This window comes from Streptomyces sp. NPDC034043, assembly GCF_055575675.1.
In genome coordinates this window covers 238,102-260,321 of the sequence record NZ_JBVISF010000004.1, presented here as the reverse complement: position 1 = coordinate 260,321, position 22,220 = coordinate 238,102, and the positions used below count along the sequence as shown (strand labels likewise).

Here is a 22,220-nt window from a genome sequence, read left to right as displayed (position 1 = left end):
GACACCCATGCGCCTCCAGCGGATACTCGCCGCCACCGCAGCCCTCGCCTCGCTCACGGTCCTCGCCACCGCCTGCGAGGACCCCGCCAAGCCGCCGCCCGGGGCGGGCCCGGCCGCGAGCGCCTCGGCCTCCGCCCAGGCCTCCCCGGCGGCCGCCGGCTCCGCGCCCGCCACGCTGGCCGGAGCGCAGGCGCACGTGCGGAAGTACACGTCCTGCGAGAACCTGAGCACCGACCCCAACGACCGCCGCGTGCCGCTCAGCGGCTTCATCGGCGTCGGGGACTGGTCCATCACGGAGCGCGGCGTCTGCACGGACGAGAAGGCGCGGGGCGAGATCGTCCTCTTCCTCACCCCGGACATGAAGGCCTTCCAGCAGGCCGCCAAGGACAACGCCGCGAAGCTGCTCGCCGAGGGCCGCGAGGAGCACGACCTCGCCAGCCGCACCGTCGTGGGCAAGACCTTCGCGCTGACCGCGCTCAAGACCGCCACCGCCGTGTCCCTGGTCGACCCCGCCGGCTCCGACCTGCGCATCCTGAGCTGCAACCCCAACGTCTACGTGCCCGAGGGGTTCAAGAAGGAGAAGGCCCTGGTCGAGGGCTGCGTCCTCACCGACTACGTCAACAGTGCGGACGGGGACGGCAGCCCCTTCCGCGGGCCGGTCCGCGACCCCGCCACCGAGCGGACGGCGGGAGCCGAGAAGCCGGGCCAGCCGGCCACCGGCAGCCTGGGCCTGCCGAGCGCCGGCAGCATCGAGGAGCTGAGGAAGCTCGTCGGCCGGGGCGGGGTCGACTGCACGCGCATGACCGTCACCGACGAGCACGTCGAGTCGATCGACTACCAGCCGGTCGTCGACGGCGACCCCCGCTCCTGGGGGATCGGCAAGCGGGCCGTCTGCGGTCAGCTCGGCGGGGAACGGCGCGCGCACGACCTGAACTGGCTGAACACCGTCTCCGACATGAAGACCCTCCAGGCCAAGGCCAAGACGGCGCAGCTGGCCGACCTGCGGGCGGGCCGGCCGAGGGCCACCAAGAGCAAGCTGCTGGTCGGTACGGACATCGCCGTGGAGACCAACAACGAGAGCCTGCGCCACGGGCTCTACCAGCTCCAGTTCCTCTCCCTGAACTGCGAGGCCGGCTTCACCGCGCCGGCCGGGTACCGGCTGGAGAAGGCTCAGGTCGAGGGCTGCGTCCTGACCAACTACGAGCGCTGACGAGCGGGCGCCGGCCGAGGTGACAGACGGCGGCCCGGGGCGTGCGCGGCACGCCCCGGGCGGTGTGGACTGGGGTGTTCCGCCATCCGAGCGCCAGGAGCCGCCATGTCACTCTTCGTCCCGGACTTCGACGACGCCGTGGTCGTGCGCGCCGCCGACGCCGAGGAGATCCGGTACGGGTCCGACTCCGCCGTCCGGCTCCTGGCCGACGGTCCGGCCGCCGGCGGGGCCCTGTCCAGCATGCGCGTGACCCTGGGCGAGGGCGCCGACGGCGCCCGCCCGCACCACCACGGCCGGTCCGCCGAGATGTTCTACGTGATCGACGGGACGGCTCAGCTGCTGGCCGGCGACAAGGTGGTCACCGCCGGGGCCGGGGACGTCGTCATCGTGCCGCCGGGACAGCAGCACGCCTTCGCCGCCGCCCCCGGGGAGACCGCCGAGATGCTGGTGATCATCACCCCAGGGGTGGAGCGGTTCGAGTACTTCCGGCACCTGGAGCGCATCCGGTACGGGTCGGTGCCGCCGGAGAGCCTGCTGGAGGTCCAGGAGCTGTACGACTCGTATTTCGGGACCAGCACCGTCTGGGAGGCCGCGCGCGCTCCCCTGGTCCAATGACACACTTCATACGCAGGGTGTCCTCCCCCTTTTCTTCCCGAATTGTTAGGCTCGTGGTTTCGCCCGCCGCTGGCGGCTAAGTAGTCCCCTGTACCGACGAGGAGCACCCGTGACCCAGACGAGCGAGAGCGTCACCTGGCTGACCCAGGCGGCGTACGACCAGCTGAAGGCCGAGCTGGACTACCTCTCTGGTCCCGCCCGCACGGAGATCGCCATGAAGATCGCGGCTGCCCGCGAGGAGGGCGACCTGCGCGAGAACGGCGGTTACCACGCGGCCAAGGAGGAGCAGGGCAAGCAGGAACTGCGGGTGCGCCAGCTCACGCAGCTCCTGGAGAACGCCAAGGTCGGCACGGCCCCCGCCTCCGACGGAGAGGTCGCGCCGGGCACCCTCGTCACGATCGCCTTCGACGGCGACGAGGACGACACCCTGGAGTTCCTGCTGGCCTCCCGCGAGTACGCGTCCGGCGACTTCGAGACCTACTCGCCGCAGTCCCCGCTGGGCGCCGGCGTGAACGGCAAGAAGGTCGGCGACGACGCCCAGTACGAGCTGCCGAACGGCAAGAAGGCCACGGTCAAGATCCTGGCCGTCAAGCCCTTCACCGGCTGATCACCCTTTGACACGTACGCGTAGGAGCCCCCGCCGGACCCGGTCCGGCGGGGGCTCCTACGCGTTCCCGGGTCTCAGGCGGTCGCCGAGCGGTACTTGCGTACGGCCAGGGTCCGGAAGACCACGATGATCAGCAGCGACCAGAGGACGGACGCCGCGACCGGGTGCTGCATGGGCCAGGCCTGCGGCACCGGGTAGCCCTCGGGGAGGTTGCCGAAGAGCTCGCGGGCCGCCTGGACGGTCGCGCTGAAGGGGTTCCACTCCGCGATGTGCCGCAGGAAGGCCGGCATGTTCTCGGAGGGGACGAAGGCGTTCGAGATGAACGTCAGCGGGAAGAGCCAGATCAGGCCGCCCGAGGTGGCCGCCTCCGGGGTGCGCACCGACAAGCCGATCAGGGCGCCGATCCAGGAGAAGGCGTAACCGAGCAGGAGCAGCAGGGCGAAGCCCGCGAGGACCTTGCCGATGTTCTCGTGGGTGCGCCAGCCGACGAGCAGGGCCACGACGGCGAGGACGACCACGGTCAGCATGGTCTGGACGAGGTCGGCGAGGGTGCGGCCGGTGAGGACGGCGCCACGGGCCATGGGCAGCGAGCGGAAGCGGTCGATCAGGCCCTTGTGCATGTCGTCGGCGATGCCCGCGCCGGCTCCGGCGGTGGCGAAGGTGACGGTCTGGGCGAAGATGCCGGCCATCAGGAACTCGCGGTAGGCGGCCGGCGAGGTGCTGCCGCCCACGGCGATGGAACCGCCGAAGACGTAGCTGAACAGCACGACGAACATCACCGGCTGTATGAGTCCGAAGATCACCACCTCGGGTATCCGCGCCATCCGCACGAGGTTGCGCCGGGCGATGACCAGGGAGTCCCTGACGCCCTGGGTGATGCCCCCGCCAGGACGGGGGGCGGTGGGCTCCGTGACGGGGGAGGTGATGGTCACTTCGCCGCCTCCTCGCGGCCGCGGGCGGCCCCCGGGGCGCCGTTCTCGTCGGTGGTCAGCTGGGCCGCGTGGCCGGTGAGGGAGATGAACACGTCGTCGAGGGTGGGCCTGCGCAGGCCGATGTCGTCGATCTCTATGCCCCGCGCGTCCAGTTCGCGGATGACCTCGGCGAGCAGTTTGGCGCCGCCCTGCACCGGGACGGTGAGCTTGCGGGTGTGCTCCTCGACGGTGGTCTCGCCCTTGCCGAAGCCGGCGAGGACCTCGCGGGCGGTGGTGATGTGGTCGCGTTCGTGGACGACGACCTCGACGCGTTCTCCGCCCGTCTGCGCCTTGAGCTGGTCGGAGGTGCCGCGGGCGATGACCTTGCCGTGGTCGACCACGCAGATGTCGTGGGCGAGCCGGTCGGCCTCCTCCAGGTACTGGGTGGTGAGGAGCAGGGTGGTGCCGCCCGCGACGAGTTCCTCGATGACGTCCCACAGGGCCTGGCGGTTGCGCGGGTCGAGGCCGGTGGTGGGTTCGTCCATGAACATCACCGGCGGGCGGACGACGAGGGCGGCGGCGAGGTCGAGGCGTCTGCGCATGCCGCCGGAGTACGTCTTGGCGGTGCGGTCGGCGGCGTCGGCGAGGTTGAAGCGTTCCAGGAGCTCCACGGCCCGGGCCCGGGCCGCCCTGGCGTTCATCTGGTAGAGCTGGCCGACCATCTGGAGGTTCTCGCGGCCGGTGAGGTACTCGTCGACGGCGGCGAACTGGCCGGAGAGACCTATGGAGCGGCGCACCTCGTTGGGGTGCTTGAGTACGTCGATCCCGGCGACGACGGCGTGGCCGCTGTCGGGCTGGAGCAGGGTGGTCAGGACGCGCACGGTCGTGGTCTTGCCGGCACCGTTCGGGCCGAGCAGGCCCAGGACGGTGCCTTCGGGGACATCGAGGTCCACGCCGTCCAGTGCCCGTACGTCACCGAAGGACTTGACCAGTCCTTCGGCGTATATGGCGCCTGGCATAGGGGTTCTCCCTGAGCGATGGGGCCGGCAGATTCTGGGCGTTCCCAGGCAAGCCTAGGGTCGCCGGGCCGTGTCCGCCCGGCGCGCACCGGCACCGTATCGCGTCATATCGCGTCCCGCCACGGTTTTCGCGCGGAACGGGGGCATCGGGGCCGCCGGGGTCAGGCCATGACCCGGTATCCCGCGCTGTGCAGGGAGCGGGCGACCTCCGCGCAGTGCTCGGGTCCCTTCGTCTCCAGGTGCAGCTCCACCTCGACCTCGGTCAGCCCGAGCCGCGGGTCCGTGCGTACGTGGCTGACGTCCTGCACGTTGGCGTCCACCGTCGACAGCACCGCCAGCAGCCCCGCCAGCGCCCCCGGCCGGTCGGCGACCCGCAGCCGCAGCGACAGGTAACGGCCCGCCGCCGCCATGCCGTGCCGCAGGATCCGCTGGAGCAGCAGCGGGTCCACGTTGCCGCCGGACAGCACGGCGACCACCGGCCCGTTCCCGTACAGCTCCGGCTCGCTCAGCAGGGCCGCCACGGTGCTGCACCCGGCGGGCTCCACCACCAGCTTGGCCCGCTCCAGGCACAGCAGCAGGGCGCTGGACAGGGCGTCCTCGGACACGGTCCGTACGTCGTCCAGCAGCTCCCCGATGATCGCGAAGGGGACGTCCCCGGGGCGGCCGACCTTGATGCCGTCCGCCATCGTGTTCGGGTTCTCGATCGACACGGGGTGCCCGACCCGCAGGGACGGCGGGTACGCGGCGGCCCCTTCCGCCTGGACGCCGACCACCTTCACGTCCGGGCGCAGCGCCTTGACCGCGACGGCGATGCCGGCGGCGAGCCCGCCGCCGCCGATGCCGACGAGGATCGTGCGCACCTCGGGACACTGCTCCAGGATCTCCAGGCCGACCGTGCCCTGGCCGGCGATGATGTCGCGGTGGTCGAAGGGGTGGATGAACACCGCCCCGGTGCGGTCGGCGTACTCCTGGGCGGCGGCGAGGGTCTCGTCGACGACCTGGCCGTGCAGGCGCACCTCCGCGCCGTACTCCTGGGTGGCGGCCACCTTGGGCAGCGGGGCACCGACCGGCATGAACACGGTGGAACGGACCCCGAGCAGGGAGGAGGCCAGCGCCACGCCCTGGGCGTGGTTGCCCGCGCTGGCCGCGACGACTCCGGCGGCGCGCTGTTCGGGGCGCAGGCCCGCGATGCGCACGTACGCTCCGCGCAGCTTGAAGGAGCCGGTGCGCTGGAGGTTCTCGCACTTGAAGTGGACGGGGGAGCCCGTGAGGGCCGACAGGTGCCGGCTGCCCTCCATCGGCGTCACCCTGGACACGCCCGACAGCATCTTCTGGGCCCCCCGGACGTCGTCGAGGATGACCTGCGGGACGGGCACGGGCACGCGGTAGTTCATGCGGCCAGTCTCGCAGCCCGCGGGGGCCCCGGCTCAGGGACGGACCCGGCCCCCGGACCCGGGGGAACGTCGCGCGCGGACCGCGCCGGGGCGGCGGGGAGAGCGCACAAGGGCCGCACGGGGGGCGGAATCCGGCCATGCGGGACACTCCCCCCACGGCCGCGGCCGGGGGCCGTATCAGTTGTCAAACGCGGCGTACGAGCCGACGCGGGGCCGCGTACTCTGTCCCCCATCCCTGTCGGCCCCATGCGAAGAGAGCCCACGGCCATGCCCTCGATCCCGGCCAGTTCCGACCTGCCCGCGGCGGCCGAAGCGCCCGCCGGAGCGGGACTCCTCGACGCGCTCCAGCACCAGGTGGCCGTCTTCGCCCGCCGGGCCGAGCAGACCCGCCTGGGCGGTGTCGGCCAGGCCCGCAACTCGATGGACCGCGCCGCGTACCTGCTGCTGAACCGGCTCGACCTGGAAGGCCCGATGGGGGTGAAGGCCCTCGCGGGCGGGATGGGCATCGACTCGTCCACCGTCACCCGCCAGGTCGCCCCGCTCGTCGACAGCGGCCTGGTCAAGCGCACCTCGCACCCCGAGGACGGCCGGGCCGTGGTGCTGGCGCTGTCCCCGCGCGGCCTGGCCCGTCTGGAGGAGGTCCGCTCCTCGCGGCGCGAGCTGATGGCCCGGGTGACCGAGGGCTGGTCGCAGGAGGAGCGCGAGGTGTTCACCGCGCTGCTGACCCGCTTCAACGGCTCGCTGTCGGAGCTGATGTCCGCCGTCTCCGAGGGCGGCCCGGCCTCCTGAGCCGGCCGGCGCGCGCGCCGCTCCCGCGTCCGCCGCCGCCCTGACGCCTCCCCGACGTTCACGAGGCCGTGTCCGACCTCTTGACCGGGGTGGTGGCACCGGCCGCACCATGGGTGCCGTGGACCGGCGCTCGGGGCGGGATGCGGAGTTCGAGGCCTTCGTCGCGGGCGCGGCGGGGCGGCTGCTGCACGTCGCCGCCCTGCTGACGGCCGAACCCCCGGACGCGGCGCCCGCCGCCCGGCGGATCCTCGCGGGCGCGCTGGCCCGTACGTACGCGCACTGGGCGCGGCTGCGCGACGACGACCCGTACGACCACACCCGCGCCGAGCTGTGCGCCGCGTACGCCCGCACCGCCCGCCGGCTGCCCCGCGGCGGCGGGGTCCTCGCACCGCTGGGCCCGCAGGAGCGGCTGGTGCTGGTGATGCGGATCTACGAGGGTGTCGCGGAGGAGGTCACGGCCGCGCAGCTGGGGCTGCCGCCGGAGCGGGTCGAGGCCGTGTGCAACCGGGCGGTGGCCGTGCTGCGCTCGGCGGCCGCGGCCTCGGCGGAGGCGGCATGAGCCCCCTCGACCGCAAGGAGGCCCAGGTCAGACGGCTGCTCGACGGCCCGCATCCGGCGGTGCCGGCCGGTCTGGCGACGGCGGCCCGGGCGCACGGCAGGCGGCTGCTGCGCCGCCGGCGGGCGCTGCGCCGGTTCGGCTGGGCGCTGCTGTGGGCGGCGGCGGTGGCCTTCACGGTGTGGGCGGCGCTGACCCGGCCCTGGGCCGTCCCGCCGAGCGAGGTCTCGCCGCCCCTGGAGGGCTGGTGACCTCCAGGGGCGGTCCCGGCGGTGCCGGGGTGCCGTGACGGCAGGACCTAGCCGAGGGCCTGGGTGAGGTCCGCGACGAGGTCGTCGGCGTTCTCGATGCCGACGGAGACACGGATCAGGTCCGCGGGGACCTCCAGTGCCGAGCCGGCCACCGAGGCGTGCGTCATCCGGCCCGGGTGCTCGATGAGGGACTCGACGCCGCCGAGGGACTCGGCCAGCGTGAAGATCCTGGTGCGGCCGCAGACCGCGACGGCCTCCTCCTCGCCGCCGGCGACCTGGAAGGAGACCATGCCGCCGAAGTTGCGCATCTGCTTGGCGGCGATCTCGTGGCCCGGGTGCTCGGGCAGGCCCGGGTAGAGGACCTTGGTGACCTTCGGGTGGCGCTTGAGCGCCTCCACGACCTTCGCCGCGTTCTCCGCGTGCCGGTCCATCCGCACGGCCAGCGTCTTGATGCCGCGCAGCACGACCCACGAGTCGAAGGGGCCGGCGACGGCGCCCATCGCGTTCTGGTGGTAGGCCAGCTCCTCGCCCAGGGCCTCGTCGGCCGTGACGAGGGCACCGCCGACGACGTCGGAGTGGCCGCCCATGTACTTGGTCAGCGAGTGCACGACCACGTCGGCGCCGAGCGCCAGCGGCTGCTGGAGGTAGGGGGAGGCGAAGGTGTTGTCCACGACCAGGCGGGCGCCGGCGTCCCGCGCGATCTGGGCGACCATCGCGATGTCGGTGATGCCCAGCAGCGGGTTCGAGGGGGTCTCGACCCAGATGACCTTGGTCTTCGGGGTGAGGGCGGCGCGCACCGAGTCCGCGTCGGAGGTGTCGGCCACCGACCACTCCACGCCCCAGCGGGAGACGACCTTCGCGAAGAGGCGGAACGTGCCGCCGTAGGCGTCGTTCGGGATGACCACGTGGTCGCCCGGGGAGAGCAGCGTACGCAGCAGGCAGTCCTCGGCGGCGAGCCCGGACGCGAAGGCGAGGCCGCGCCGGCCGCCCTCCAGCGCCGCGAGGTTCTCCTCCAGCGCGGTCCGGGTCGGATTGGCGCTGCGGCTGTACTCGTAACCGCCGCGCAGTCCGCCCACGCCGTCCTGCTTGTAGGTGGACACCTGGTAGATGGGCGGTACGACCGCGCCGGTCTGCGGGTCCGCCGTGTTGCCCGCGTGGATCGCGCGGGTCTCGAAGCTCTGGTGCTCGTGGCTGTCGTCGCTCATGAGGCAGATGCTATGCCCCGTCAGCGCCGGGGTCCTCTCCTGGACCGGCCCCGCACGGGCCCGGTGCGCGGCACCCGCCGTTGGCCATTCGGCCGCCCGGTCTGGTTCGCTTGGCGGTATGGAGATTATCTCGGTCCTGATGGGGCTCGCCCTGGTCGCCCTCTTGGTCTGGTCGTTCACACGGGCCCGGCGCGACGGGGGGCTGCGCCTGGTCGCCCCGGGCAGCCCCGATGCCGCCGACCCCGCGGACTACGGGTTCGTACGCCAGGAGGAGCTGGACGTCCGGGTGCCCGGCCCCGACCAGGACCTGATGGACGCTCTGGAGAACGTCCAGCGCACCGGCCACTGGCAGGCCGCGTCCGCCCTGCTCGCCGGCACCCCGAAGGACGGCGAGCGGCGCTGGCAGCGCGTGCAGGCCTTCGGCGGCGCGGCGGCGCTGGACCTGGCGCAGCGGCCCGGGGCCGGCGCGCCGTGGCTGAAGGCCTGGCGGCTGGAGGCGGAGAAGGACGCGGGCGGCGCACAGGTCCACGCGGAGCTGCTGGTGCAGCAGGCGTGGCGGTCCTCCGGCGGGGTGGGTTCGCACGACCACCGGATCATCCTGGAGGAGGCGCGCGAAGCCTGCCGCAAGGCGTCGCTGCTGTCGCCCGGCGACCCGGTCCCCGTCATCACGGAGCTCGCCGTAGCCCGGGGCCTGGGCTACTCGGAGGCGGAGTTCGACGCGCTGTGGGCCCGGGTGATCGACGTGGCCCCGGCGCACATGGGCGCCCACCTGGCCGCCCTGCACTACTGGTGCGAGAAGTGGCACGGCTCGCGGGAGAAGGCCGACGCCTTCGCGCAGGCGGCCGCCGCCCGCGCGCCGCAGGGCTCGCTGCTGGCGGCGCTGCCGCTGTTCTCGGTGTACGAGAACATGCCCGACACGGTCCTGGTCAGCGACTTCGGGCGCACCGCCGTCGTCTCGCGGGCGCTGGAAGGGGCCCTGTACGCGGTGCACCAGGCGCGGGCGGACGACCCGATGCTGGCGCACGTACGGCACCTGCTGCTGTGGTTCCTGGTGGGCACGGGCCGCTGGGCGGAGGCCATGGAGCAGGTCCGGCACGTCGACGGCTACGTCGGCGCCCTGCCCTGGTCGGCCTCGGCGGACCCGGCGGCCGCGTACGCGGTGGCCCGGGCGATGGCGGTGGCCGGCTACGAGGCCAACGGCGGCTCCCCGGCAACGCTGCCGCACTGACCCGCGGTACGGGGCGGACGGCCGCGTCCGCCCCCGGCCGCTCCCCCACCGGCACCCCCGCTCGCAGGCCGGCGGCGGCGGGCCATAAGGTGCGCGTGAACATTGCATCATGTGCGCGTCAATAAAGCGCACCATTCCTGGGGGACCCCATCCACATGGGCGCTTCGCTGCGCGCTCTGCGCGCCCTTGTCCTGCTCGCCGGCTTCTATCTGCTCGGCGTCATCCTGCTCGCCCTGCTCGCACTCGCCGACTGGGCCACTTTCACCTGGCTGCACGGCCCCGTCGCGGGGAAGATCGTCATCGTGTCGGTGGTCCTCGCCGTCCCGATCGTGCGCGGCATGTTCATGCTCCGCACCCCCAAGGAGGACCCGCTCCCCGGCGTCCCCGTCACCGAGGCGCGGGAGCCCGCCCTGTGGCGGACGGTCCGCGACGTCGCCGACCAGGTCGGCACCCGCGCCCCCGACGAGATCGTCCTGATCGACGAGGTCAACGCGGCCGTCGCCGAGGACGCCCGGCTGCTCGGCCTGCGGTCCGGCACCCGCCGCCTCTACATCGGCCTGCCCCTGATGACGGGCCTGGACGAGATGCAGCTGCGCGCCGTGCTCGCCCACGAGATGGGCCACTACGCCAACCTCGACACCCGCCTCACCCCGCTGATCGCCCGCGGCCGCGCCCAGCTGATCCGCACCATCGGCCACTTCCACGACCGCGCCGCCGGCACGGAGGCCAAGGAGCGCGCCAGGCAGGAGAAGCGCGCCGGGAAGCGCCTCGCCAAGGGCAAGAAGGCCAAGGAGATCGACACCGGCGGCGCGGGCATCACCTACCGCACCATGGCGAAGATCTACACCGCCTACGCCGAGTTCTACATGCGCGCCACCCTCTCCTCCGCCCGCCGCCAGGAGCTGGCCGCCGACCTCGCCTCCGTCCGCGTCGCGGGCCGCGACTCCGCCGCCTCCGCACTGCGCGAACTGAACGCCATCGGCTCCGCGCACGACTTCTACATGAGCTCGTACGCCACCCTCGGCGTCGGCGCCGGCCTGCTGCCGCGCCCCGGCCAGGTCTTCGGCGGGCTCCGGCAGCTCCTCGACGCGCGCTCCGCCGAGCTGGAGGACCTGCGCCGCGAGCTGTCCACGGAGCCCGCCTCCCCGTACGACTCCCACCCCGCGCTCGCCGAGCGCGTGGCCCGCATCGAGGCCCTGCCCGACGACGGCCGCGCCGGCCAGGCGGCCCGCCCGGCCCTGGAACTGCTGTCCTCCCCGCAGGAGGCGCTGGCCGCGCTGGAGCAGGCGGTCCTCACCCCCGAGGCCCTCGCGCTCACCCGCCTGGACTGGGAGGACCTCGTCCACCAGGCGATGACCACGTACGCCGGCCGGACCGCGCGGGAGGTCGGCGAGGCCCTCGCCGCCGAGGGCGCGGGCCCCGGCCTCGCCGCATTCCTCGACGCGGTCGACGCCGACCCGGCGGTGCGCTGGCGGATCGCCGACCGCTTCCCGAAGTCCGAGGAGGCACAGGCCGCGACCGGCCGCACGGCCCGCGAGTTCGCCCGGCCAGTCGTCCGGCGCGCCCTCGTCCGGCTGGTCACCGTCGAACTGCTCGCCCGCGGCGCCGCCCGCTGGCAGCTGTCCTGGTCGGCCCCGGCCGTCCTCTCCTACCCCGTTCCCGGTTTCGAGGACGAGCTCGGCCCCGCCCTGGACGCGGCCGTCGCCGACCAGCCCGACACCGAACTCCTGCGGAAGCTGGTGCTCGCCCCGTGACCGTCGTACTCATCGCCCTCGCCGCCCTGCTGCTGGCCGTCGCCTGCTGGGTCCTGCGCGGGGTGTACCTCATCCGCAAGGCCAAGCGCCTGGAGGCCGAGATCGGGGCCCTGGACGCGCGGGCCGAGGCCGGCGAAGCCGACGAGGAGGCCCGCAAGGCGGCCGCCGTCGTCGCGCTGGGCTTCGTCGCGGAAGCCGACCTCGACACCGACCACCCGGCGCCGGTCCCGGCCGAGCGCCTCGCCGTCCTGGAGGCCGTCCGCTCGGGCGACTGGGAGGCGGCGGCCGCGTACGTCGAGGCCGCCGGGAAGGACTGGCAGGAGCGGCTGGAGCGGGTGCGCCCGCTGGCCGAGGCGGCCGCCGAGGACGACGCGTGGCTGCTGGCCTGGCGCGCCGCCCGCCCCGGCGACCCCACGGCGGCGCTCGTCAACGCCGACACCAGCGTGATGGTGGCCTGGAACGTACGCGGCAGCCAGTCCGGCAGCCGCACCACGCAGGAACAGTTCCGGCTCTTCCACGAGCTGCTGACCAAGGCCCAGGCCGACGCGCACGAGGCGCAGGAGCTGGCCGACCCCGCGGACCCCACCCCGTACGTCGTCGAGCAGGCCATCGGCATGGGTCTGGGCTACTCGCACGAGCGCTACCGGGAGCTGTGGGAGCGGATCACCGAGCGCGCCCCGAGGCTCCTGTGGTCGCACGTCGCGGGCCTTCAGTACTGGTGCGCGAAGTGGCAGGGCTCGCACGAGCTGGCCATGGACTTCGCCCGCGCGTCGGCGGCCGCCGGCGAGCCGGGCGACCTGCTCACCCTGCTCCCCCTCATGGCCCACTTCGAGCAGGAGACCTACGAGGACGACCTCCTGCCGGAGACGTACTACAAGGAGCCGGAGATCGTCGCCGCGGCCGACGCGGCGCTCGCCGACCTGGCCGCCGCCGGCAACGAGCACCCCGGCACCCCGCGGATGCGGCACATGCTGGCCTACCTGCTGTTCTGGCAGGACCGGGACGCGGAGGCGGTCGAGCAGTTCCGCCACGTCGACGGGTACATCGGCGCCGCGCCGTGGACCTACGCCGGGTCGCCGAAGCGGCGCTACCTGTACGCCCGCGACTGGGCGGTGGACGTGACCACGCCGGCGGGGTAACGCGCCGGAGCGGTGACGGCGCCGCGTCGGCGGAACGGAAGGGGGCGGGCCGGGGAATCCCCGCCCGCCCCCGGCCGTTGTCCCTCCCACAAGGAGGGAATCCATGTTCTCGTACCGCCGCACCCCCGAGCTCCCCACCCGCGAGGAAGCCATCGAGGGCCGCGCAGAAGCACCGTTCTCGCTGCCCGAGCGCCACACCGTCCTCGGCAACCCGCTGTCCGGCCCCTACCCGGAAGGCCTGGAGGTCGCCGACTTCGGCCTGGGCTGCTTCTGGGGCGCCGAGCGCAAGTTCTGGCAGACCCCCGGCGTGTGGACCACCCTGGCCGGCTACCAGGGCGGCTACACCGAGAACCCGCTGTACGAGGAGGTGTGCTCCGGCGGGACCGGCCACACCGAGGTCGTCCGCGTGGTCTTCGACCCGGCCCAGGTCTCCTACGAAGCCCTCCTGAAGCTGTTCTGGGAGTCCCACGACCCCACCCAGGGCTTCCGCCAGGGCAACGACGTCGGCACCCAGTACCGCTCGGCCGTCTACACCCACTCCCCCGCCCACCAGGCGGCCGCCGAGGCCTCCCGCGCGGCGTACCAGAAGGTCCTCACGTCCTCCGGCTACGGCGAGATCACCACGGCCGTCCTCCCCGCGGCGGACCGCCCCTTCTGGCCGGCGGAGCCGTACCACCAGCAGTACCTCGACAAGAACCCCGGCGGCTACTGCGGCATCGGCGGCACGGGCGTCTCCTGCCCGATCGGCGTGGCCCCGGCGGGATGATCCCCCGGGCGCCGGCCGGGCCGGGGGTCAGATGGTCGAGGCGTCGATGACGAAGCGGTAGCGGACGTCGCTGGCCAGGACGCGTTCGTACGCCTCGTTGATCTCCTCGGCGCGGATCACCTCGACCTCCGAGCCCAGGCCGTGCCGCGCGCAGAAGTCCAGCATCTCCTGGGTCTCGGCGATGCCGCCGATCATCGACCCGGCGAGGGTCTTGTTGCCGCCGATGACGGAGAACAGGTTCAGCGCCACCGGCTCCTCGGGGGCGCCCACGTTCACGAGTGCGCCGCCCACCCGCAGCAGGGACAGGTAGCGGTCCAGGCCGAGCGGCGCCGACACCGTGGACAGGATCAGGTCGAAGCTGCCCTTGAGCTCCTCGAAGGTGGCCGCGTCGCTCGTGGCGTAGTAGTGGGAGGCGCCCAGCTTCAGGCCGTCCTCCTTCTTGCGCAGCGACTGGGACAGGACGGTCACCTCCGCGCCGAGCGCGGCGGCGATCTTCACGCCCATGTGGCCGAGCCCGCCGAGGCCGACGACCGCGACCTTCTTGCCCGGGCCCGCCTGCCAGTGCCGCAGCGGCGAGTACAGGGTGATGCCGGCGCACAGCAGCGGCGCGGCGACGTCGAGGGAGAGGCCCTCGGGGATGCGGACGGCGTAGTTCTCGTCGACGACGAGGTGCGTGGAGTAACCGCCGTAGGTGGGCTCGCCGTTGCGGTCGAGGGCGTTGTAGGTGCCCGTCGCGCCCTTCACGCAGTGCTGCTCCTGCCCGGCCAGGCAGTACTCGCACTCCCGGCAGGAGTCGACCATGCAGCCGACGCCCACCCGGTCGCCGACCGCGAACCGGGAGACGCCCGGGCCGACTTCGGTGACCACACCGGCGACCTCGTGGCCCGGGACCATCGGGAAGATGCCCTCGCCCCAGCCGTCGCGGGCCTGGTGGATGTCGGAGTGGCAGATGCCGGCGTACTTGACCTCGATGAGGACGTCGTGCTCGCCGACCGGGCGGCGCGGGATCGTGGTGCGCTCCAGCGGGGCCTTGGGGGCGGGGGCGGCGTAGGCGGCTGCCTGGGTGACGGACATGGGGTGCTCTCCTCGGACGAGGACGCCGCGGGGGCCGCGCCGCGTGGTGCGGGTGGCGCGTGCCGTGGCGTCCGTTCTGCGATGTCCCCCACGATGCCCCGGTCCGTGCGGCGCACCCAGCCCCCTGCTGAGCCTAGGACTGCCGGACCTACCCCTGGCGGGGTCAGGATGAGCTCCGTTCCCGGTGCTCCCGACGGGGATACTTGCGGTATGGACCAGCTTGATCAGCGAGCCGAACTCGGGGACTTCCTGCGCAGCTGCCGCGCGCGGCTGCGCCCCGCCGACGTGGGCCTGCCCGACCACGGCCGGCGCCGCCGGGTGCCCGGTCTGCGGCGCGAGGAGCTGGCGCAGCTGGCCGGGGTGTCGGTGGCGTACTACACGCGGCTGGAGCAGGGGCACGGGCAGAACGTGTCGGCGGAGGTGCTCGACGCCATCGCTCGGGCGCTGCGCCTGAGCGGTACCGAGTCGGCGCACCTGAACCACCTGGCGAGCCCCCGTACCCGCCGGCGCGGCCGCTCCGCCCGGCCGCAGCAGGTCCGGCCGGAGCTGCGCACGCTGCTGGCCGCGATGGAGGGCGTACCGGCGTACCTCGTGGGGCGGCGGCAGGACGTGATCGGCTGGAACCCGCTCGCGGCGGCGGTCTTCGGGGACTTCGGGGCGCTGCCGGTGGCGGAGCGGAACCTGGTGCGGCTGGTGTTCCTGGACGAGGCGACGGCCGAGCTGTACGCGGACTGGGAGTGCCGGGCGTGCGAGGTGGTCAGCAACCTGCGCCTGTACGCGGGCCAGCACCCGGACGACGAGCGGCTGTCGGCGCTGGTCGGGGAACTGTCGGTGAAGAACGAGGAGTTCCGCCGGCTGTGGGCGGCGCACACGGTGGCGGACAAGACGCACGGGGTGAAGCGGCTGCGGCACCCGATCGTGGGCGAGCTGGAGCTGTCCTTCGAGACGCTGACGCTGCCAGACGACCCGGCGCAGTTCCTGGTGACGTACCACGCCGAGCCGGGCTCGCCGTCGGCGGACGCGCTGCGGCTGCTGTCGTCCTGGACGGCGCCGTCGCCGCTGTCGTCCCCGCGGCCCGCCGAGGAGCGGGCGTAGGCCCCGGCGGGGACCGAGGTCAGGGCCGGGGCCTGAGCTGGGGCCTGGGCCTGGGCCGGGGTCAGAGCTTGAGCTGGAAGAGGCCCGCGCCGCGTTCGCGGTGGTAGCCGAGGGATTCGTTCACGGCCCGCATCGGGGTGTTCTCGTCCGCCACGGTGGTGCCGATCCGGCGCAGCCCGGGCAGGTGCTCGGCGGCGTACGCCTCCATGCGCACCTTGACCGCGCGGCCCAGGCCGTGGCCGCGGTGGGCGGGGACGACGACGGTGTCGTACTGGAGGGCGCGCGGGCCCCGGGGGTCCGGGAGCACCAGGGCGGTGTACGCGGCCACCTCTCCGGCGGGGGTGACGGCCGCGACCACGGTGATCTCGCCGCCCCGGTCGAGGACCAGCCGCTGGGCGCCGTGCACCCGTTCGGCGGTCCAGGGCTGGAAGGTCTCCTCGCTGTCCCCGCTCGGGGCGTCCTCCATGGCCCCGTGGGCGACGGCGGTGGCCGGGGCCCAGGCGTCGGGCACCAGGCCGGGCCAGACGTGGAGCTCGTAGCCGGGGATGGCGGGGAGCTGCGGGGGGCCGTCCTGGCCGAGTTCGCGTACGTACCAGCCCATGGTGAGGACGTTCTCGAAGCCGAGGGACTCCGCGAAGGCCTGGCCGGGGCCGCCGAGGTCGGTGACGGTGGTGACGGAGGTGCGGCCCTGGTCGAGGAGCTCGCGGTGGACCCGCTGCCACAGGGCGGTGCCGACGCCGCGCCGGCGGGCGTCGGGCCGTACGGTCAGCTCGTCGAGGAAGGCGGTGTGGGTGTTGCCGCGTTCGGTGAAGAGGAGCAGGGCGGCCTGCCCTTCGCCGTCGCCGGCCGCCCAGTGCGCCAGGCGGCCGCGCTGCGGCGGGACCCTGAGCCGTCCGGCGGCTTCGAGGCGTGAGGGGGCGGGCAGCGCGGGCAGGGCGGCGGCGTCGGTGGCGTGGGCGGCGGTCTGGACCGCCCACCAGGTGTCCACCTCGGCGTCGGTCGGGGGGACGGACAGCGGGCTGATCTTCGTCATGCCAGGACCCTAAGCGCTTCCCCCGTGAACCCGACTGGGCTTTTCCGGCGGCGGGTTGGCGGTTCGCGCCCCTTGGACGCCGGACGGCGGGGATCCCTTCCGGGCTCCCCGCCGTCCGTTACGTCTCGCGTGCCGTGCCGCGTCGGATCAGGCCGACGGGCCGGCCTTCCACTCGGCCCAGGACATGTTCCAGCCGTTGAGGCCGTTGTCGGGCTTGATGGTCTTGTCCGGGGAGTTCACCACGGTGACGACGTCGCCGATGAGCGAGTTGTCGAAGAACCAGGCGCCGGGCTGGTTGGGGTCGTTGGCGCCCTTGGCGTCGTTCAGGCCGACACAGCCGTGGCTGGTGTTGACCTTGCCGAAGATCGAGTCGGCGCCCCAGTAGTTGCCGTGGATGAAGGTGCCGGACGTGGACAGCCGCATCGCGTGCGGGACGTCCTTGATGTCGTACTCGCCCTTGCCCTCCTTGTTCGTGAAGCCGACGGTGGACCCGTCCATGCGGGTCTCCTTGAACTTCTCGGAGATCACCATCTGGCCGTTGTAGGTCGGGTTCTCGGGGGAACCGGCCGAGATGGGGATGGTCTTGAGGACCTGTCCGTCACGGGTGACCGTCATCGTCTTGGCCTTCACGTCGACGGTGGAGACCTGGCTCCGGCCGACCTTGAAGGTGACGGTCTTGTTCTGCGCGCCGACGATGCCGGGCGCGCCCTGCACGCCCTGGAGGGCGAGCTTCAGGGTGACGGTGGAGTTCGCCTGCCAGTACTGCTCGGGGCGGAAGTCGAGCCGCTGGTTGCCGAACCAGTGGCCGACGACCTCCTGGCCGCTGCTGGACGTGACGCTGATGGCCGCCTGGACGGCCTTCTGGTCCTTGATCGGCTTGTTGAAGGTGATCGAGACCGGCATGCCCACGCCGACCGTCTCGCCGTCGTCCGGGACGAAGGAGCCGATGAAGCTGTTCTCCGGGGAGAGGGTGGTGAAGGTGGCGTTCTCGTGCGCCTCGCGCCCGGCCGCGTCCTTGGCGGTCGCCGTCAGGGCGTACTTCGTGGAACGCTTCAGCGCGGCGTCCGGCTTCCAGCTCTTGCCGTCGCCGGCGATCTTGCCGGCGACGGGGGTGCCGTCCGAGCTCTTCAGCTCGACCTTGGTGAGCGTGCCGTCGCTGACGGCGACGTTCGTCCCGTCGTTCAGCGGGACGTTGGCGGAACCGTCCTTGGGCGTGATGGCTATTCGGGCCTTGGAGGCGTCCTTGGCCGCTGCCGCGTCGACCTCCGCCTGTGACTTGCCTGCCTCGGCGCTGCCCTGCGGCTTGTCGGCACCCCCGTCGTTGCAGGCCGAAAGCATCAGTACGCCACCGAGCACGGCGGACACGGCCACCAGGGACCTTCTCCGTCGCATGCTGTACGTCCTCACACGTCACTCCATCGTTGCCGGAAACCCCGGGCTGCTATCCCGGGGTCGGGCCGGGCAGGGGGCGTCGCCCCCTGCTCGTCCTGACAACGCGTTAACGACGCGGTTCGGTTCCACATTCCGTTCGAATGTGCGCAACCCCACGGTCAGGCGTTGTCGGCCCCTTCCTCGAAGTCTCCATCTTCCTCGTCGAGGTCCCACTCCAGGGAGTCGGGGTCGTATTCGACCGGTTCGCTGCTCCAGGAGGCCTGGGCCAGCTCGACGCCGGTGAGCTCGGCGACGAGGTCGGTGGGGTCGACGAGGTAGGCCAGCGCCTCCGCTTCGTCCTCCATGACGGCCGATTCCGCGTGCGCGCGCTCCTCGTCCGGCATGAACTCGTCGGCCTTGATGTGGGCGAGGGCCGCGCCGGTGAGGGCGTCGGAGTCCGACACCTCCAGCACCAAATCCACTCGAAGCCGTACGTATCGTGATTCATCAGAAGGGTTCATACGACGGAGAGTAAGCCCGCGACAGCCTCGACTTTCCCGCGACCCGCCCCTTTCACTAGCATCTGCGCACACGGCCAATTCGCTGCTTCCGCAAGGGGGATCGCACCGTGTCCGCACGTCGGCCTCTGCTCACCGCTCTCGGAGCGACCACCCTCCTCGCCGCCCTCTGGTTCGTCCCGTCGGCGAACGCCACCGCCCCCGGCCTGCCGGAGGGCACTTCGGGCGGCGCACCCGCCGCCGCCAACACCGGAACCGTCTCGGGCACCAGGAACGACCCCGGTACGGGTACGGGTACGGGAACCATCGCCGGCGTCCCCGGCGTCACCGGTGTCTCCGGCGTCGCCGACGGGCGGCCCGCCGGTGTCACCGTCCTCTCCCTGGCCGACACCGGCAGCGTGGACACCACCCCGTACGTGCTAGGCGGCACCCTCTGCCTGGGCCTCGGGGCGGGCTTCGTCACCTACTCCGTACGCCGCTCCCGCAGCCTGTAGGCACGGCGAAGGGCCGCACCCCCGGCGGGGTGCGGCCCTTGCGCTCGGGCGCCGGTCCGTCAGGCCAGCGGACCCGTCACCGGCTCCACGGCCGCAACGAGGCCGCCCGCGCGGACGAAGGCGTCGGCGGCGGCCAGGTCGGGCGCGAGGAAGCGGTCCGGGCCGGGGCCCTCCACGCCCGCCGCCCGCACGGCCGCGATGGCGGCCTGGCTGGCCGGCGCCGGAGTGAGCCCGTGGCGCAGCTCGATGGCGCGGGTGGCCGCGTACAGCTCGATGGCGATGATCCGGGTCAGGTTGTCGACCGCGGTACGGAGCTTGCGCGCCGCCGACCAGCCCATGGAGACGTGGTCCTCCTGCATGGCGGAGGACGGGATGGAGTCGGCGGAGGCCGGCACGGCGAGCCGCTTCATCTCGCTGACCAGGGCGGCCTGCGTGTACTGGGCGATCATCAGGCCGGAGTCGACGCCGGCGTCGTCCGCGAGGAACGGCGGCAGGCCGTGCGAGCGGTTCTTGTCGAGCAGGCGGTCGGTGCGCCGCTCGGCGATGGAGCCGAGGTCCGCGGCGGCGATGGCCAGGAAGTCCAGTACGTAGGCCACGGGCGCTCCGTGGAAGTTGCCGTTGGACTCCACGCGGCCGTCGGGCAGGACCACCGGGTTGTCGACGGCGGCGGCCAGCTCGCGGGAGGCGACGAGAGCGGCGTGCGCCATCGTGTCGCGGCCGGCGCCGGCGACCTGCGGGGCGCAGCGCACGGAGTAGGCGTCCTGCACGCGCGGGGCGGACTCCTCCTGGAAGTGCCCGGTCAGCCCGGAGCCCTTCAGCACGGCGGCCATGTTGGCGGCGGAGGCACCCTGGCCGGGGTGCGGGCGGATGGCGTGCAGCTCGGGGGCGAGCACCTTCTCGGTGCCGAGCAGCGCCTCCAGGGTGAGCGCGGCGGTGATGTCGGCGGAGGTGTAGAGCGTCCGCAGGTCGGCGAGGGCCATCACCAGCATGCCGAGCATGCCGTCGGTGCCGTTGAGGAGGGCGAGGCCCTCCTTCTCGCGGAGCTCGACGGGCTCGATGCCGTGCTCGGCGAGCAGCTCTCCGGCGGGGCGGACGGTGCCGTCGGGGCCTTCGGCGTCACCCTCGCCCATGAGCGCGAGGGCGCAGTGGGAGAGCGGCGCGAGGTCGCCGGAGCAGCCGAGGGAGCCGTACTCGTGGACGACGGGGGTGATCCCGGCGTTGAGCAGGTCGGCCATGGTCTGGGCGATCGAGGGCCGCACGCCGGTGTGCCCGGAGGCCACGGTCTTCAGGCGCAGGAACATCAGGGCGCGGACGACCTCCCGCTCGACGCGCGGGCCCATGCCGGCGGCGTGCGAACGGACGATGTTGCGCTGGAGCTGCGCGCGCAGCTCGGGGCTGATGTGCCGGGAGGCGAGCGCCCCGAAGCCGGTGGAGACCCCGTAGACGGGCTCGGGCTTGGCGGCGAGCGCGTCGACGATCTCACGGGCGCGGCCGAGCGCTTCCAGCGCCTCGGCGGACAGCTCGACGCGCGCGTTGCCGCGGGCGACGGCGATGACGTCCTCGGCGGTGGTCCCGGACGTCCCCAACACGACAGTGTGCATATCCATATTCAGCACCCTACGGACTGAATCCCTTCATGTCACCCCTCTGATTTCCAGCGCCTGAGCCGCCCCCACCCCGCCCCCACCCCGCCGGCGCCTGAGCCGCACCCGCCCGGCCCCGCCGCCGCTTGAGCCGCACCCACCCGGCCCCACCACCGCTTGAGGCGCGGGGGTCCGGCCCCGCCGCCGCTTGAGCCGCACCACCCAGCCCGGCCGCCGCTTGAGGCGCGGGGGTCCGGGGGCGGAGCCCCCAGGAGGGGTCCGGGGCGGAGCCCCGGGGAACGGGCGAAGGGCGGGTAGGGGGCCGGCCCGCGCAGCGGCACCCGCAGCCCCGGCGCACCCGCGCCGCCGGCCCGGGGCCGAGTACGCCGACCCGCCGCCGGCCCGGCGACCGGCACCCGTACCGGCCACCCGCCCGGCTCACCGCCGCCCGCGGAACCGCCTCCGCTCCCCCGGCAGCTCCCGCGCGGCAGCCGCATCGGCCATCCGGACCACCGCCGTATCGCGCCCCGCGACCACCGGCCCCGCCGACCTCGCCGCCTTCGCCTTGTACTGCGCGGCGTCCGCCAGCCGGAACAGCCGCCGCGAGGACTTCACCGGCCCGATCGGGTCCCCCGTGGAGGCGACCCCGCACGCCACGCCCTCCCCCAGCTCCAGCTCGGCGGCCCGCCGGCACACCTCCCCGGTGACCCGGACCACCTCGTCCGCCGACGGCCCCACGCTGACCAGGCAGAACTCGTCCCCGCCCAGCCGCGCGACCAGCGCCCCCGCCAGCATCGCCCCGCACAGGCTCAGCACCGACCCGAACCGCTCCAGCAGCTGGTCGCCCGTCGCGTGCCCGAGGGTGTCGTTGACCCGCTTGAGGCCGTTCAGGTCGCACACCACCAGGCTCACCACCGCCCCGCTGCGCCGGTGCTCCTCCAGGGCCTCGTCGAGCCGCATGTCCACGGCCCGCCGGTTGGCCAGGCCGGTCAGCGGATCGGTGAAGGCCAGCCGCCGGGCCTCCTCCAGGCGCTCGTTCTGCGCGAGCCCGGCCGCCACCACCGCCGCCAGCACCGCCGCGAAGTCGGCGTCGTCCTCGTCGAAGTCCGGCAGGCCCTCGTCCCGGGCCACGTACAGCTCGCCCCAGGCCCGGCCGCTGAGCACGATCGGGGCGACCACGCACGTACCGCGCCCCCGCCGGCGCAGGGCCTCGCCGCGCCGCCCGGGCCGGTCGCCGACGGCGCTCTCCACCCAGGGGTGCGGGCCGCCGCCGCCCGCCCAGCGCGCGTGCAGGAACTCGGCGATCTCGGGGAAGTCGTGCACCGGGTAGGACTCGTCCTCGGGGAACTCCTCCTCCCCGGGCCGCAGCTCGCCCTCGTTGACGAGGACCCGCAGCCGGCCCCGTTCGCGTTCCCAGGCGGAGATCGCGGCGAACGAGCCGTCCATCGCCAGCCGGGCGCTCCGGGCGGCGGCCCGGACGCTGTCCCGTGGCGCGCAGGCCGCCGCCATGGCCTGAGCGAGGCCTACGACGGCCCGCAGCCGCCCGTCAACTCCCATCACCCCACACTAGGGACTTTTATCCGATTAAGTGATGATGGACGCCCCTCC

The 22,220-nt window shown here is 73.5% G+C and carries 22 protein-coding genes; 12 read left to right on the top strand and 10 right to left on the bottom strand.

The genetic code is table 11. The features are described from left to right. Nucleotides 1–7: 7 nt before the first annotated feature. The 3 genes from ACZ51S_RS12485 to greA all read left to right on the top strand — a co-directional run bounded on the left by ACZ51S_RS12485 (nucleotide 8) and on the right by greA (nucleotide 2,432). Complete coding sequence (locus tag ACZ51S_RS12485) at nucleotides 8–1,210, top strand: hypothetical protein (protein ID WP_468475493.1); 1,203 nt, start codon at nucleotides 8–10, stop codon at nucleotides 1,208–1,210. Between the two features lie 105 nt (nucleotides 1,211–1,315). Continuing rightward, nucleotides 1,316–1,825 carry a cupin domain-containing protein gene (locus ACZ51S_RS12480; protein WP_468475492.1) on the top strand — a complete coding sequence of 170 codons (510 nt, stop codon included), beginning with the start codon at nucleotides 1,316–1,318 and terminating at the stop codon, nucleotides 1,823–1,825. 109 nt (nucleotides 1,826–1,934) lie between these two features. Further along, entirely contained in the window at nucleotides 1,935–2,432 is a 498-nt protein-coding gene (greA, locus tag ACZ51S_RS12475) for a transcription elongation factor GreA (protein ID WP_388934392.1), read from the top strand. Nucleotides 2,433–2,506: 74 nt separating this feature from the next. Here greA and ACZ51S_RS12470 read toward each other — a convergent pair whose 3' ends face one another. The 3 genes from ACZ51S_RS12470 to ilvA all read right to left on the bottom strand — a co-directional run bounded on the left by ACZ51S_RS12470 (nucleotide 2,507) and on the right by ilvA (nucleotide 5,756). Then, the gene (locus ACZ51S_RS12470) at nucleotides 2,507–3,364 is read right to left on the bottom strand and encodes an ABC transporter permease (RefSeq protein WP_468475491.1); all 858 of its coding nucleotides are present in this window, start codon (nucleotides 3,362–3,364) and stop codon (nucleotides 2,507–2,509) included. Next, nucleotides 3,361–4,362 (bottom strand): ATP-binding cassette domain-containing protein, encoded by a 1,002-nt coding sequence (locus ACZ51S_RS12465; RefSeq protein ID WP_468475490.1) that lies wholly within the window; start codon nucleotides 4,360–4,362, stop codon nucleotides 3,361–3,363. Before ACZ51S_RS12465 ends, ACZ51S_RS12470 begins: the two co-directional genes overlap by 4 nt. A 161-nt stretch (nucleotides 4,363–4,523) precedes the next feature. After that, a complete protein-coding gene (gene ilvA, locus ACZ51S_RS12460; protein ID WP_468475489.1) occupies nucleotides 4,524–5,756 on the bottom strand; it encodes a threonine ammonia-lyase in 1,233 nt (410 codons plus the stop codon). Between the two features lie 267 nt (nucleotides 5,757–6,023). Between ilvA and ACZ51S_RS12455 the strand changes: the two genes are divergently transcribed. From ACZ51S_RS12455 to ACZ51S_RS12445, 3 genes are all read left to right on the top strand, one after another. Beyond that, entirely contained in the window at nucleotides 6,024–6,545 is a 522-nt protein-coding gene (locus ACZ51S_RS12455) for a MarR family winged helix-turn-helix transcriptional regulator (protein ID WP_388934404.1), read from the top strand. A 109-nt stretch (nucleotides 6,546–6,654) separates the two neighbouring features. Continuing rightward, nucleotides 6,655–7,104, top strand: a complete 450-nt coding sequence (locus tag ACZ51S_RS12450) for an RNA polymerase (protein ID WP_468960671.1) — start codon at nucleotides 6,655–6,657, stop codon at nucleotides 7,102–7,104. Then, nucleotides 7,101–7,352, top strand: coding sequence for a hypothetical protein (locus tag ACZ51S_RS12445; RefSeq protein ID WP_388934410.1), 252 nt, complete (start codon nucleotides 7,101–7,103; stop codon nucleotides 7,350–7,352). The genes ACZ51S_RS12450 and ACZ51S_RS12445 overlap by 4 nt, the downstream gene beginning before the upstream one ends. 47 nt (nucleotides 7,353–7,399) lie before the next feature. On the opposite strand, the gene ACZ51S_RS12440 is transcribed toward ACZ51S_RS12445, so the two are convergent. Next, a complete protein-coding gene (locus tag ACZ51S_RS12440) occupies nucleotides 7,400–8,557 on the bottom strand; it encodes a cystathionine gamma-synthase (RefSeq protein ID WP_388934413.1) in 1,158 nt (385 codons plus the stop codon). A gap of 118 nt (nucleotides 8,558–8,675) precedes the next feature. Between ACZ51S_RS12440 and ACZ51S_RS12435 the strand changes: the two genes are divergently transcribed. The 4 genes from ACZ51S_RS12435 to msrA all read left to right on the top strand — a co-directional run bounded on the left by ACZ51S_RS12435 (nucleotide 8,676) and on the right by msrA (nucleotide 13,444). After that, the gene (locus ACZ51S_RS12435; protein ID WP_468475486.1) at nucleotides 8,676–9,785 is read left to right on the top strand and encodes a hypothetical protein; all 1,110 of its coding nucleotides are present in this window, start codon (nucleotides 8,676–8,678) and stop codon (nucleotides 9,783–9,785) included. Nucleotides 9,786–9,940: 155 nt separating this feature from the next. Next, the gene (locus tag ACZ51S_RS12430; protein ID WP_468475485.1) at nucleotides 9,941–11,539 is read left to right on the top strand and encodes a M48 family metalloprotease; all 1,599 of its coding nucleotides are present in this window, start codon (nucleotides 9,941–9,943) and stop codon (nucleotides 11,537–11,539) included. Further along, nucleotides 11,536–12,678 carry a hypothetical protein gene (locus tag ACZ51S_RS12425; protein WP_468801084.1) on the top strand — a complete coding sequence of 381 codons (1,143 nt, stop codon included), beginning with the start codon at nucleotides 11,536–11,538 and terminating at the stop codon, nucleotides 12,676–12,678. Before ACZ51S_RS12430 ends, ACZ51S_RS12425 begins: the two co-directional genes overlap by 4 nt. Nucleotides 12,679–12,781: 103 nt before the next feature. Beyond that, nucleotides 12,782–13,444: a peptide-methionine (S)-S-oxide reductase MsrA gene (gene msrA, locus ACZ51S_RS12420; protein WP_468475483.1), complete on the top strand. Its 663-nt coding sequence runs from the start codon at nucleotides 12,782–12,784 to the stop codon at nucleotides 13,442–13,444. Between the two features lie 27 nt (nucleotides 13,445–13,471). On the opposite strand, the gene ACZ51S_RS12415 is transcribed toward msrA, so the two are convergent. Beyond that, complete coding sequence (locus ACZ51S_RS12415) at nucleotides 13,472–14,518, bottom strand: NAD(P)-dependent alcohol dehydrogenase (protein ID WP_468801086.1); 1,047 nt, start codon at nucleotides 14,516–14,518, stop codon at nucleotides 13,472–13,474. A 210-nt stretch (nucleotides 14,519–14,728) separates the two neighbouring features. Here ACZ51S_RS12415 and ACZ51S_RS12410 point away from each other — a divergent pair, with 210 nt between their 5' ends. Then, complete coding sequence (locus ACZ51S_RS12410) at nucleotides 14,729–15,613, top strand: MmyB family transcriptional regulator (protein WP_388934429.1); 885 nt, start codon at nucleotides 14,729–14,731, stop codon at nucleotides 15,611–15,613. A 61-nt stretch (nucleotides 15,614–15,674) separates the two neighbouring features. On the opposite strand, the gene ACZ51S_RS12405 is transcribed toward ACZ51S_RS12410, so the two are convergent. From ACZ51S_RS12405 to ACZ51S_RS12395, 3 genes are all read right to left on the bottom strand, one after another. Continuing rightward, entirely contained in the window at nucleotides 15,675–16,646 is a 972-nt protein-coding gene (locus ACZ51S_RS12405) for a GNAT family N-acetyltransferase (protein ID WP_468801088.1), read from the bottom strand. Nucleotides 16,647–16,793: 147 nt separating this feature from the next. Beyond that, nucleotides 16,794–18,038, bottom strand: a complete 1,245-nt coding sequence (locus ACZ51S_RS12400; protein ID WP_468475480.1) for a L,D-transpeptidase — start codon at nucleotides 18,036–18,038, stop codon at nucleotides 16,794–16,796. A gap of 158 nt (nucleotides 18,039–18,196) precedes the next feature. Beyond that, a complete protein-coding gene (locus tag ACZ51S_RS12395; protein ID WP_468169937.1) occupies nucleotides 18,197–18,490 on the bottom strand; it encodes a hypothetical protein in 294 nt (97 codons plus the stop codon). 155 nt (nucleotides 18,491–18,645) lie between these two features. On the opposite strand from ACZ51S_RS12395, the gene ACZ51S_RS12390 reads away from it, so the two are divergent. Further along, the gene (locus ACZ51S_RS12390; protein ID WP_468960668.1) at nucleotides 18,646–19,029 is read left to right on the top strand and encodes a hypothetical protein; all 384 of its coding nucleotides are present in this window, start codon (nucleotides 18,646–18,648) and stop codon (nucleotides 19,027–19,029) included. Nucleotides 19,030–19,088: 59 nt separating this feature from the next. Here ACZ51S_RS12390 and hutH read toward each other — a convergent pair whose 3' ends face one another. Then, the gene (gene hutH / locus ACZ51S_RS12385; RefSeq protein ID WP_468475600.1) at nucleotides 19,089–20,630 is read right to left on the bottom strand and encodes a histidine ammonia-lyase; all 1,542 of its coding nucleotides are present in this window, start codon (nucleotides 20,628–20,630) and stop codon (nucleotides 19,089–19,091) included. A 420-nt stretch (nucleotides 20,631–21,050) separates the two neighbouring features. Beyond that, nucleotides 21,051–22,169: a GGDEF domain-containing protein gene (locus tag ACZ51S_RS12380; RefSeq protein WP_388934443.1), complete on the bottom strand. Its 1,119-nt coding sequence runs from the start codon at nucleotides 22,167–22,169 to the stop codon at nucleotides 21,051–21,053. Between the last annotated feature and the right edge of the window lie 51 nt (nucleotides 22,170–22,220).

What these genes read in the sequence shown, in the direction of transcription:
- ACZ51S_RS12485 (WP_468475493.1), top strand. Translation starts at nt 8, where the DNA reads ATGCGCCTCCAGCGGATACTCGCCGCCACCGCAGCCCTCGCCTCGCTC.
- ACZ51S_RS12480 (WP_468475492.1), top strand. Translation starts at nt 1,316, where the DNA reads ATGTCACTCTTCGTCCCGGACTTCGACGACGCCGTGGTCGTGCGCGCC.
- ACZ51S_RS12465 (WP_468475490.1), bottom strand. Translation starts at nt 4,362, where the DNA reads ATGCCAGGCGCCATATACGCCGAAGGACTGGTCAAGTCCTTCGGTGAC.
- ilvA (WP_468475489.1), bottom strand. Translation starts at nt 5,756, where the DNA reads ATGAACTACCGCGTGCCCGTGCCCGTCCCGCAGGTCATCCTCGACGAC.
- ACZ51S_RS12455 (WP_388934404.1), top strand. Translation starts at nt 6,024, where the DNA reads ATGCCCTCGATCCCGGCCAGTTCCGACCTGCCCGCGGCGGCCGAAGCG.
- ACZ51S_RS12450 (WP_468960671.1), top strand. Translation starts at nt 6,655, where the DNA reads ATGGGTGCCGTGGACCGGCGCTCGGGGCGGGATGCGGAGTTCGAGGCC.
- ACZ51S_RS12445 (WP_388934410.1), top strand. Translation starts at nt 7,101, where the DNA reads ATGAGCCCCCTCGACCGCAAGGAGGCCCAGGTCAGACGGCTGCTCGAC.
- ACZ51S_RS12440 (WP_388934413.1), bottom strand. Translation starts at nt 8,557, where the DNA reads ATGAGCGACGACAGCCACGAGCACCAGAGCTTCGAGACCCGCGCGATC.
- ACZ51S_RS12435 (WP_468475486.1), top strand. Translation starts at nt 8,676, where the DNA reads ATGGAGATTATCTCGGTCCTGATGGGGCTCGCCCTGGTCGCCCTCTTG.
- ACZ51S_RS12430 (WP_468475485.1), top strand. Translation starts at nt 9,941, where the DNA reads ATGGGCGCTTCGCTGCGCGCTCTGCGCGCCCTTGTCCTGCTCGCCGGC.
- msrA (WP_468475483.1), top strand. Translation starts at nt 12,782, where the DNA reads ATGTTCTCGTACCGCCGCACCCCCGAGCTCCCCACCCGCGAGGAAGCC.
- ACZ51S_RS12415 (WP_468801086.1), bottom strand. Translation starts at nt 14,518, where the DNA reads ATGTCCGTCACCCAGGCAGCCGCCTACGCCGCCCCCGCCCCCAAGGCC.
- ACZ51S_RS12410 (WP_388934429.1), top strand. Translation starts at nt 14,729, where the DNA reads ATGGACCAGCTTGATCAGCGAGCCGAACTCGGGGACTTCCTGCGCAGC.
- ACZ51S_RS12405 (WP_468801088.1), bottom strand. Translation starts at nt 16,646, where the DNA reads ATGACGAAGATCAGCCCGCTGTCCGTCCCCCCGACCGACGCCGAGGTG.
- ACZ51S_RS12400 (WP_468475480.1), bottom strand. Translation starts at nt 18,038, where the DNA reads ATGCGACGGAGAAGGTCCCTGGTGGCCGTGTCCGCCGTGCTCGGTGGC.
- hutH (WP_468475600.1), bottom strand. Translation starts at nt 20,630, where the DNA reads ATGCACACTGTCGTGTTGGGGACGTCCGGGACCACCGCCGAGGACGTC.
- ACZ51S_RS12380 (WP_388934443.1), bottom strand. Translation starts at nt 22,169, where the DNA reads ATGGGAGTTGACGGGCGGCTGCGGGCCGTCGTAGGCCTCGCTCAGGCC.